We start from the raw sequence: 1,950 nt of genomic DNA, 5'->3' as shown, positions 1-1,950 counted from the left end.
CCGGTGCGAGCCGGGCGTCGGGCGCCCCGGCGAGGTGGGCGCACAGCGCGGGCAGGTCCGGCGCACCGAACACGGTGACGCCCGGCACGAGCGCCGCCTCGGCGGCGCTGGCGAGCGGCAGGTACAGCTCGGGAGCGTTTGACGCGACGGCGGCCGGACCGGGGGCGGCCCGTTGATTACCGTTGCCCGAACCGGAAGCCGCACCGCTTTCCGCGACCTGCCAGTCCCGCGCGACCCCGCACGCCATCGCGAACGCGCCGCGCATCGGCCGCAGCGCGCCGGTCAGCGACAGTTCGCCCGCGAATTCGCGGCCGGCCAGCGCGTCGGCCGGGATCTGGCCGTTCGCGGCGAGGATGCCGAGCGCGATCGGCAGGTCGAACCGACCCGACTCCTTCGGCAGGTCGGCCGGCGCGAGGTTGACGGTGATGCGGCGTACGGGGAATTCGAAGCCGCAGTTCTGCAGCGCGGCACGCACGCGCTCGCGGCTTTCGCGGACCTCGAGATCGGGCAGGCCGACGATCGAGAACGACGGCAGCCCGTTGGCGAGATGGACTTCGACGGTGACGTCCGGCGCACGGCCGGAGGCGGGCGCGCGACTGCGCACCACGGCGAGCGACATGGCGAGGCTCCTGTAAACAAGACGGACGGGCGACGGCCGTTCGTGGCCGCATGCCGCGGGAATCGGAGGAATCGGTGCGCGCTTGCCGGCGTGGCGCGGGAAAAGAGCGAGGGACTGCGAAGAACGGGGTGCTGCGAAGAGCGAGGGACAGCGAAGAGCGGAGGTGCTGCGGAGAACGACTTTCGACGAAGCGCGGTAGCGCGACTTCAGGGTTTCAGGTTTTCGGGGCTGGCGGGCACGGGCCGCACGAGGCGGCCCGCGCCCGGACCTTGAGGCCGGGTGGGGCGTCAGGCTTGCGGCGCGGCGAGCTTCTGCTCGAGTTCGGCGACGCGCTTTTCGAGTTCCTCGAGGCGCACGCGGGTGCGGGCGAGCACCTGGGCCTGCGTGTCGAATTCCTCGCGCGTGACGAGGTCGAGTTTCGAAAAGCCTTGCGACAGCATGGCCTTCACGTTGCGCTCGACGTCCTTGGCCGGCGAGTTTTTCAGCAGATCGCTGACGCGCGACTGCAGATCGTTGAAAACGTCGCTGGGTTGCTTCATGTGATTCCCCTTCCTTGCACAAAAAATGTGCATCTTCAGTTGCGTACGTGCCCATGATGCACGCATGACCGGAAATGGTGCGCCGGGGGCGCGAATTCCGGGCATGGCGCCGGCATGGGTGAATGGCCCGGTGACCCGGGACGTGCGTGCACTCTAGCAACGTTCCTTTCGCCGCGCCAGCAAAGCGGCCCGCGTTGGCCATTCGGCCGGGCTTGCGCACCTTACATCGCGGGATGCGACCCCTTGATGAAGCCCTTTGAAACGGTGCTCGAATCGACATGGCATGCGAGTTGCTGAGGAGAGTCCGTTACAACATTCCAACCAATTCGACGGGACAACTCAGCGAGAGGACTTCATGAAACTCATTACCGCAATCATCAAGCCGTTCAAGCTCGATGAGACGCGCGAGGCGCTGTCGGCGCTTGGCGTCTCGGGAATCACGGTGACCGAGGTAAAAGGGTTCGGCCGCCAGAAGGGGCACACCGAGCTGTATCGCGGCGCCGAATACGTGGTCGATTTCCTGCCGAAGATGAAGATCGAGGCAGCGGTGTCCGACGATCTCGTCGACCAGGCGGTCGAGGCGATCGAGCGGGCCGCGCGCACCGGCAAGATCGGCGACGGCAAGATCTTCGTCACGGCGATTGAACAGGTGATCCGGATTCGCACCGGGGAGACGGGCGCAGACGCGCTGTAACAGAACAGACAAGACAAGCGACAAGAGGAAACCCAAGATGCGCAAACTTCTGATGTCCCTGCTGATGGCCGGCTCGCTGATCGCGGCAGGCGTCGGCT

The 1,950-nt window shown here is 66.7% G+C and carries 3 protein-coding genes; 1 reads left to right on the top strand and 2 read right to left on the bottom strand.

The genetic code is table 11. The features are described 5' to 3' along the window. Together ABY44_RS03510 and ABY44_RS03505 are read right to left on the bottom strand one after the other, a co-directional pair. Positions 1–619 (bottom strand): magnesium chelatase domain-containing protein (locus ABY44_RS03510; protein WP_431640849.1); only part of this gene is annotated, 619 nt, incomplete at its 3' end. 287 nt (positions 620–906) lie between these two features. Further along, positions 907–1,158, bottom strand: coding sequence for an accessory factor UbiK family protein (locus ABY44_RS03505; protein WP_006489451.1), 252 nt, complete (start codon positions 1,156–1,158; stop codon positions 907–909). Positions 1,159–1,513: 355 nt separating this feature from the next. On the opposite strand from ABY44_RS03505, the gene ABY44_RS03500 reads away from it, so the two are divergent. Continuing rightward, complete coding sequence (locus ABY44_RS03500; RefSeq protein WP_027789049.1) at positions 1,514–1,852, top strand: P-II family nitrogen regulator; 339 nt, start codon at positions 1,514–1,516, stop codon at positions 1,850–1,852. Positions 1,853–1,950: the final 98 nt, after the last annotated feature.

The organism is Burkholderia sp. ZZQ-2, assembly GCF_050768715.1.
Classification (GTDB): domain Bacteria; phylum Pseudomonadota; class Gammaproteobacteria; order Burkholderiales; family Burkholderiaceae; genus Burkholderia; species Burkholderia cepacia.
This window is presented reverse-complemented; position numbering and strand designations above follow the sequence as displayed.